This window comes from Burkholderia sp. LMG 13014, assembly GCF_905232215.1.
Taxonomy (GTDB): domain Bacteria; phylum Pseudomonadota; class Gammaproteobacteria; order Burkholderiales; family Burkholderiaceae; genus Burkholderia.
Genome location: NZ_CAJNKE010000264.1, coordinates 1 through 7,991 on the forward strand (window position 1 = coordinate 1; position 7,991 = coordinate 7,991).

The 7,991-nt window shown below is 64.8% G+C and carries 8 protein-coding genes; 4 read left to right on the top strand and 4 right to left on the bottom strand.

The window, feature by feature from the left end; genetic code table 11:
• The 4 genes from radC to nadB form a co-directional block, all read left to right on the top strand.
• Nucleotides 1-600: DNA repair protein RadC (gene radC, locus JYJ84_RS22410; protein ID WP_205189484.1), on the top strand; the 600-nt coding region annotated here is incomplete at its 5' end.
• Between the two features lie 239 nt (nt 601-839).
• Entirely contained in the window at nt 840-1,073 is a 234-nt protein-coding gene (rpmB, locus tag JYJ84_RS22415) for a 50S ribosomal protein L28 (protein ID WP_004186391.1), read from the top strand.
• A 17-nt stretch (nt 1,074-1,090) separates the two neighbouring features.
• Nucleotides 1,091-1,258 carry a 50S ribosomal protein L33 gene (gene rpmG / locus JYJ84_RS22420; protein ID WP_006478046.1) on the top strand — a complete coding sequence of 56 codons (168 nt, stop codon included), beginning with the start codon at nt 1,091-1,093 and terminating at the stop codon, nt 1,256-1,258.
• Nucleotides 1,259-1,418: 160 nt separating this feature from the next.
• A complete protein-coding gene (gene nadB / locus JYJ84_RS22425; protein ID WP_046544591.1) occupies nt 1,419-3,005 on the top strand; it encodes an L-aspartate oxidase in 1,587 nt (528 codons plus the stop codon).
• A gap of 97 nt (nt 3,006-3,102) precedes the next feature.
• On the opposite strand, the gene nadC is transcribed toward nadB, so the two are convergent.
• The 4 genes from nadC to JYJ84_RS22445 form a co-directional block, all read right to left on the bottom strand.
• The gene (gene nadC, locus JYJ84_RS22430; protein ID WP_175223024.1) at nt 3,103-3,984 is read right to left on the bottom strand and encodes a carboxylating nicotinate-nucleotide diphosphorylase; all 882 of its coding nucleotides are present in this window, start codon (nt 3,982-3,984) and stop codon (nt 3,103-3,105) included.
• Nucleotides 3,981-5,117 (bottom strand): quinolinate synthase NadA, encoded by a 1,137-nt coding sequence (gene nadA / locus JYJ84_RS22435; RefSeq protein ID WP_122946750.1) that lies wholly within the window; start codon nt 5,115-5,117, stop codon nt 3,981-3,983. The genes nadC and nadA overlap by 4 nt, the downstream gene beginning before the upstream one ends.
• Nucleotides 5,118-5,420: 303 nt before the next feature.
• On the bottom strand, nt 5,421-6,614 hold the full coding sequence (locus tag JYJ84_RS22440; RefSeq protein WP_175223023.1) for an acyl-CoA desaturase: 1,194 nt from the start codon (nt 6,612-6,614) through the stop codon (nt 5,421-5,423).
• A gap of 221 nt (nt 6,615-6,835) precedes the next feature.
• On the bottom strand, nt 6,836-7,991 hold a 1,156-nt coding region (locus tag JYJ84_RS22445; protein ID WP_205189486.1), incomplete at its 5' end, for a mechanosensitive ion channel family protein.

Sequence of the window (7,991 nt, forward strand, 5' to 3'; positions counted from 1 at the left end):
GACGACGAACTGATTGCACTGCTGCTCGGCACGGGCAAGCCCGGGCACGATGTATTCGTCACCGCCCGCGCACTGGTCGCGCAGTTCAAGACGTTGCGCGGGCTGCTCGAGGCAACCGCCGATGATTTCGAGGCGCACCCCGGCATCGGCCCTGCGCGCTCCGCTCGGCTGGTTGCGGTCATCGAGATTGCGCGGCGCGTGCTGAAGGAGAAAGCGCACGAGAAGAAGCAGATCGATTCGCCCGGCGCCGTCGAGGACTATCTGCGGCTGAAGATCGGCGCGCTCCCGTACGAAGTGTTCGCCGCGGTCTACCTCGACGCGCGCCACGGCCTGATCGAAACGGAGGAAATCACGCGCGGCTCGCTGACGCGCATGGCCGTCTACCCGCGCGAAATCGTGCGCGGCGCGATGGCGCACAACGCCGCGGCGCTGATCGTCGCGCACAACCATCCGTCGGGCGCGGTGCAGCCGAGCGCGGAAGACCGCCGCCTGACCCGGATGCTGAAAGCCGCACTCGAACTTGTCGATGTGCGGCTGCTCGATCACGTCGTCATCGGCATCAGTGACACTTTCTCGTTCGCGCGGGCCGGTTGGCTGTAGACTGTGGCCCGGCAGCCCACCCCCGGGCGCCGCGACGGCGATGCGAAATTAGGTTTGATTTTCCTGCGCTTTTTCTGCTAGAATCGCCGTCTGTATTTTTTCCAACCACAGTTCTAGCCATCGAAGGGCCTTGTCTGTAAGGGCTTCGGCGTTCTGAGTGCAGCCATGGATCACGTGGCGGTGCGATGGAACCTTCACCGGCGATCGAACCCCGAATTTAGCGTATTAGGAGTGCTCTCATGGCACGCGTATGCCAAGTAACTGGGAAAGCGCCGATGAGCGGCAACAACGTTTCCCACGCCAACAACAAGACGAAGCGTCGCTTCCTGCCGAACCTGCAAAACCGCCGGTTCTGGGTGGAGAGCGAAAACCGCTGGGTGCGTCTGCGCGTCTCGAACGCCGGCCTGCGCCTGATCGACAAGAACGGCATCGATTCCGTGCTCGCTGACCTGCGCGCACGCGGCGAAGCCTAAGCCCAAGGAGCAGAATCATGGCAAAAGGCGCACGCGACAAGATCAAGCTTGAGTCGACCGCTGGTACGGGTCACTTCTACACGACCACGAAGAACAAGCGCAACATGCCGGAAAAGATGGCGATCAAGAAGTTCGATCCCGTCGTCCGCAAGCATGTGGAATACAAAGAAACCAAGATCAAGTAATCTCCGGTTTCTGCTAGCCTGACGGCGACCGAAAAGCCCCGCACATGCGGGGCTTTTTGTTTTGCGCGCACGCTCCGGCGCGACGCGGTATGCTCTCCCCTTTCCGCGGCTACGGCCGCCGGAACGCACAAGATCAAAAGCGTAACGATGGAGATGCAGCATGAAATTCGACGTGGCGATCGTCGGCAGCGGCCTGGCAGGGCTGTCGGTCGCACTCAATCTGGCCAGCACGCGACGTGTCGCGCTGATCGCAAAGCGGTCGATGATGGAGGGCGCGAGCGATAACGCGCAAGGCGGCATCGCGGCTGTCCTCGATTCGGCGGACAGCATCGAGAACCACGTCGACGACACGCTGGTCGCCGGCGGCGGCTTATGCGACGAAGGCGCGACGCGCTACATCGTCGAGCACGGCCGCGAAGCGATCGAATGGCTGATCTCGCAGGGCGTGCCGTTCACGAAGGACGACGCGGCCGAGCTCGGCTTCCACCTCACGCGCGAAGGCGGCCACAGCCACCGACGGATCATCCACGCGGCCGACGCGACCGGCCATGCGGTGCTCGCGACGCTGTCGGCGCGTGCGCGCCAGCATCCGAACATCACGTTCTTCGAAAACCACCACGCGATCGACCTGATCACGTCGGACCGGCTCGGCCTGCCCGGCCGCCGCTGTCACGGCCTGTATGCACTCGACGTCGACAACGACCGCACGATCACGATCGAAGCGCCGCATACGGTGCTCGCAACGGGCGGCGCCGGCAAGGTCTACCTGTACACGACGAACCCCGACACCGCAACCGGCGACGGCATCGCGATGGCGTGGCGCGCGGGCTGCCGCGTGTCGAACATGGAATTCATCCAGTTCCACCCGACCTGCCTGTTCCATCCGTATGCAAAGTCGTTCCTGATCTCGGAAGCCGTGCGCGGCGAAGGCGGGCTGTTGAAACTGCCCGACGGCACGCGCTTCATGCCCGCGCACGATCCGCGCGCCGAGCTTGCGCCGCGCGACATCGTCGCGCGCGCGATCGACTTCGAGATCAAGAAGCGCGGGATCGATTGCGTGTATCTCGACATCAGCCACCAGCCGGAAGCGTTCCTGCGCGAACACTTCCCGACGATCCACGCGCGCTGCCTCGAATTCGGCATCGACATCGCCAAAGAGCCGATTCCCGTCGTGCCGGCCGCGCACTACACGTGCGGCGGCGTCGTCACCGACCTCGCCGGGCGCACCGATCTCGCGGGCCTGTATGCGGTCGGCGAAACGTCGTACACGGGGCTTCACGGCGCGAACCGGCTCGCGAGCAACTCGCTGCTCGAATGTCTCGTGATCGGCCGCGCGGCGGCCGAGGCAATCGAGGCGGCCGGCTTCGATGCCGAAACGCCGGCCACGCTGCCTGCGTGGGACGAAAGCCGCGTATCGGATGCGGACGAGGAAGTCGTCGTTGCGCACAACTGGGACGAATTGCGCCGCCTGATGTGGAACTACGTCGGCATCGTGCGCACCGACAAGCGCCTCGAGCGCGCGAAGCACCGGCTGTCGCTGCTGCGCGACGAGATCCAGGAGTACTACGCGAACTTCCGCGTGACGCGCGACCTACTCGAATTGCGCAACCTCGTCGACGTGGCAACCCTGATCGTGAAGAGCGCGCACTCGCGCCGTGAAAGCCGCGGGCTGCACTACAGCCGCGACTGGCCGAACTCGCTGCCGAAGGCGCTGCCGAGCGTGCTCACGCCGCGCGCGCGTCGCTGAGCGTACGCCCTTCCCGGCTGCGGCCGGGGACGCACAAGAAAAAAGCCGTTGGCGTTTGCGCGCCAACGGCTTTTTTGTCTGACCGGACGAGGTTCGATCAGTCGACGATCCGCATCGAATAGTCGGTCGCGCGTACGTCCTTCGTCAGTGCGCCGATCGAGATGCGATCGACGCCCGTTTCCGCGAACGCGCGCACCGAATCGAAATTGACGCCGCCGGACACTTCGAGCACGGCCTTGCCGTTCGCCACGCGCACCGCTTCACGCATCATGTCGAGCGTGAAGTTGTCGAGCAGCACCGACTGCGCGCGATGCGCGAGCGCCGTGTCGAGCTGCGCGAGCGTCTCGACTTCGACCTGCACGGGCACGCCCGACTCCAGCGCGAATGCCGCGTCGAGCGCCTCGCCGACACCGCCTGCGGCCGCGATGTGGTTCTCCTTGATCAGGATGCCGTCGTACAGTGCGAGACGCTGGTTCTCGCCGCCGCCGACGCGCACCGCATACTTCTGCGCGAGCCGCAGGCCCGGCAGCGTCTTGCGCGTATCGAGGATCTTCGTGCGCGTGCCTTCGACGCGATCGACATAGCGGCGCGTCGCGGTCGCGACGCCCGACAGCAGCTGCAGGAAGTTCAGCCCGTTGCGCTCGGCCGTCAGCAGCGCACGCGCCGGCCCGTCGAGTTCGCAGACGGTCGAATCGGGCGTCATGCGGTCGCCTTCGCGATAGCGCCATTGCACGGTAATCGACGGATCGATCCGGGCGATCACGGCCTCGAACCACGGCACGCCGCACAGCACGGCTTCCTCGCGCACGATGATGCGTGCACGGCGATGCCCGCCGGCCGGTACGAGCCGCCCGGTCTGGTCGCCGGCACCGACGTCTTCCGCGATCGCATCGGCCACGTTGCGCGCGATCGCCTCGTCGAATGCCGCGCCGTATTGCCCGCGGACGACGTTGAACAGCGGGGATACAGCCTGACTCATGCAGCCCCCACGTTCGCAAACAGTTGCTGGTCGCGCTGCAGATCGCCGCTCGCCTGCACGCGCTTCTTGTGCGCCGCTGCGAAATCGAGCATCCGGTCGATCGGCAGGCGAGCGCGCTCACCGATCGCGGGATCGACGAAGATCTCGTTGTGACCGCGCTCGAGCACGTCGGCGAGGTTCGCGAGGCCGTTCATCGCCATCCACGGGCAGTGCGCACAGCTCTTGCAAGTCGCGCTATTGCCGGCCGTCGGTGCCGCGATGAAGGTCTTGCCGGGCGCGGCAAGCTGCATCTTGTGCAGGATGCCGAGATCGGTGGCGACGATGAAGCGTGTCGCGTCGAGCTTGACGGCCGCGTCGATCAGCTGCGTGGTCGAGCCGACCACATCGGCCTGCGCGACGACGTTCTCCGGCGATTCGGGGTGGACCAGCACCTTCGCGTCCGGATACTCGGCGCGCAGCAGGTCGAGTTCGATGCCCTTGAACTCGTCGTGAACGAGGCACGAGCCTTGCCACAGCAGCATGTCCGCGCCGGTTTTCTTCTGGATGTAGCTGCCGAGATGGCGATCCGGCGCCCAGATGATCTTCTCGCCGCGCGCGTGCAGGTCGGCCACGATCTCGAGGCCGATCGACGACGTGACCATCCAGTCCGCGCGCGCCTTCACAGCCGCGCTGGTATTCGCGTAGACGACGACGGTGCGGTCGGGATGCGCGTCGCAGAACGCGGAGAATTCGTCGACCGGGCAGCCGAGATCGAGCGAGCAGGTCGCGTCGAGGTCGGGCATCAGGATCCGCTTGTTCGGGCTCAGGATCTTCGCGGTTTCGCCCATGAAGCGCACGCCGGCGACGACCAGCGTCTGCGCATCGTGATCGCGACCGAAGCGGGCCATTTCGAGCGAATCGGCGACGCAACCGCCGGTTTCGTCGGCGAGTTCCTGCAACTCGGCGTCGACGTAGTAGTGCGCGACCAGCACGGCCTTTTCACGCACGAGCAATGCCTTGATGCGCTCCTTTAGCGCGACCCGCTCTTCGGCGGACGGTGCATCGGGCACCTTGGCCCATGCCTGCCCCACGCCGCACACGGTCCCAGCTGCAATGGGCCGGTCGTACTCGACGGGTTTGATCGTCGATTGCATCTCCATATCTCCTGTCGATCGGAGTTAGCGCTTCAGCGCTTACTCCGATCCCATGCTTCGCGGTCGACCCGTGTTAGCGCTTCAGCGCTTACTCGGGTCCCATGCTTCGCGGTCGATCGGTGTTAGCGCTTTAGCGCTTACTCCGATCCCATCCCCTGATCTCGCCCCGGAACAACGCATCCACGCTGCCCCAAGCCTCATACAAATCCGGCCTGCCGAACACGGTTCAAAAACCGGCGGACCAAATAAAAAACCCCGCCAACGCGGGGTTTTTGACGTCCTTAGATTCTAATCGATTTCGAATCAGGCGTAGCGGCGCAGGCGCGTCGCGAATTCCTGCAGCGCCTTGATACCGCTTTGTTCTGCGCGATGGCACCAATCCTGCAATTGCGCGAGCAGCTGTTCGCGCGATGCGGTCGAACGATCCCAGATCGCGGCGAGATCCTGGCGCAGCTGGAAGTACGTCTGCAGCTTCTGGCTGTTCGCGAAGATTTCCGGCAGCAGCTTCTTCTGCGGCTCGTCGAGGCCGTCGGCATCCTTGTGGAACCACTTGCGCGCGCCGCGCATCATCTGGTACTTCTCGCCGCCGATTTCCTTCAGGTGCGCGAGCTCCTGGCGGTACGCACGCTTCACGGCCTTGCCGTAGCGCGCCATCACTTCGTAGCGGTTCGACAGCACGGCCTGCAGCGTTTCCTGGTCGAGCACCGTCTTCGGCTTGTTCAGGCGCGGCGTCGGCGCGACCTTCTTCACCTTCGCGAGACCGAACGCCGACATGATGCGGATGTACATCCAGCCGATGTCGAACTCGTACCACTTGTTCGACAGCTTCGCCGACGTCGCGAACGTGTGGTGGTTGTTGTGCAGCTCTTCGCCACCGATCACGATGCCCCACGGGAACAGGTTCGTGCTCGCGTCGGCCGAGTTGAAGTTGCGATAACCCCAGAAGTGACCGAAGCCGTTGACGACGCCAGCCGCCCAGAACGGAATCCAGACCATCTGCACGGCCCACACGGTCAGGCCGAGCACGCCGAACAGCGCGACGTCGATCACCATCATCATGCTGATGCCGAGAATCGGGTACTTCGAATAGACATTGCGCTCGACCCAGTCGTTCGGCGTGCCGTGCCCGAACTTGCGCATCGTCTCTTCGTTCTTCGCTTCCGCACGATACAGCTCGGCGCCTTCGAGGAACACCTTCCAGATCCCGCGCGTCTGCGGGCTGTGCGGATCTTCCTCGGTCTCGCACTTCGCATGGTGCTTGCGGTGAATCGCGGCCCACTGGCCGGTCAGCATGCCGGTCGTCATCCACAGCCAGAGGCGGAAGAAGTGGCTCGCGATCGGATGCAGCTCAAGCGCGCGGTGCGCCTGGCAGCGGTGCAGGTAGACCGTCACGCCGATGATCGTGACGTGCGTGACGGCGAGCGCGAACAGCGCGACCTGCCACCACGAAAAATGCAGGAGCCCGTGGGAAAGAAAATCGAGCAGGGAATTCAACAAGGCAGTTACCTGTGATGAGAGCGACGCCGGCCCGCGCCAAGCGTCAGAAAAATGAAAGCATACCGCGTGTAGACCAGAATTTTACTTCAACCGTTCCAAGTCTTTGTAAAAAATGAACATTTTCTTGCCCTGACGCAACAAGCGCAGTCCACGGGCGGACTTGGAAAGGCCCGCGATCCGGTTCCGACCGCGGGGTCGATACGATTGACGGCTGGCCTGCGCTACGCAGCCGGTGCGCGCCCGTCCACCGCGCCGTTGCCGGCCGCCGAATCGAGCCCGCCCGCGGCAGGAAAGCCATCAGGCAACCCGACGACGCGCACTTCGCGCTGCGGGAACGGAATCGAAATCCCGTGCTCGCTGAACAGGCGCCAGATGTTGCGGTTCACCGTCGAACGCACGCCGGACGTGCCTTTCGCCGAATCCTCGATCCAGAAACCGAGCTCCAGGTCGATCCCGTCCGCACCGAAACTCACCAGATACGGGGTCGGAGCGGGCTCCGCCAGCACGCGCGGCACCCCCTTCGCGGCATCGGCGAGCAGCGTGAGCGCATGCTCGACGTCGCTCGTGTACGCGACCTGCACCGCGACCTTCGCGTAGCCGCGCGTCAGGTACGACGACTGGTTCTGCACGACGTCGGTGATCAGCTTCTCGTTCGGGATCAGCGTCTCGTTGCCGTCGAGGCCGCGCACGACCGTATAGCGCGTGCGGATCTGCGTGACGATGCCCTGCAGCCCGCCGACGCTGATCGCGTCGCCGAGCCGCAGCGAGCGGTCGAGCAGGATGATGAAGCCCGACACGTAGTTGCTGGCGATCTTCTGCAGCCCGAAACCGAGGCCGACACCCACCGCGCCGCCGAACACGCCAAGCACCGTCACGTCGATGCCGACCAGCGACAGCCCGATCAGGATCGCCGCGAACACGAGCAGCGCGCGGCCGACCCGCGACAGCACGACCTTGAGGTTCGCGTCGAGCGTGCTCGCGCGCGTGAGGCGATCCTCGAGCACCGAGCCGAGCCACATCGCGACCATCAGCGTCACGCAGACCCACAGCGCGCCCGAGATCACCGACAGCAGCGTGAGATGCGCATTGGCGACACGGAACTGCACGCTGTCGAGCCAGCCGAGCACGTCGCGCTGGATGCCGAGCACGGTCAGCACCATCGCGGCCCACACGACGGTCGACACGATCTTCTCGACGATCGACAGCCACGCATGCGTGTGGCCGTCGCGCGCGAACACACGCCGCGCAAAGAAGAACAGCACGTAGATCAGCCCGATGCCGAACAGCGGCACGAGCGCGAGCGACAGCAGCGACGTCGACATGAACGGGTCGAACGCGAGCTGCGCGGCGCCGACGAACCCGCTGCCGAACAGCGGG

Bases quoted from the DNA above. Each gene is read 5' to 3' on its own strand.
- rpmB (WP_004186391.1), top strand. From the start codon at position 840: ATGGCACGCGTATGCCAAGTAACTGGGAAAGCGCCGATGAGCGGCAAC.
- nadB (WP_046544591.1), top strand. From the start codon at position 1,419: ATGAAATTCGACGTGGCGATCGTCGGCAGCGGCCTGGCAGGGCTGTCG.
- nadA (WP_122946750.1), bottom strand. From the start codon at position 5,117: ATGCAATCGACGATCAAACCCGTCGAGTACGACCGGCCCATTGCAGCT.
- nadC (WP_175223024.1), bottom strand. From the start codon at position 3,984: ATGAGTCAGGCTGTATCCCCGCTGTTCAACGTCGTCCGCGGGCAATAC.
- rpmG (WP_006478046.1), top strand. From the start codon at position 1,091: ATGGCAAAAGGCGCACGCGACAAGATCAAGCTTGAGTCGACCGCTGGT.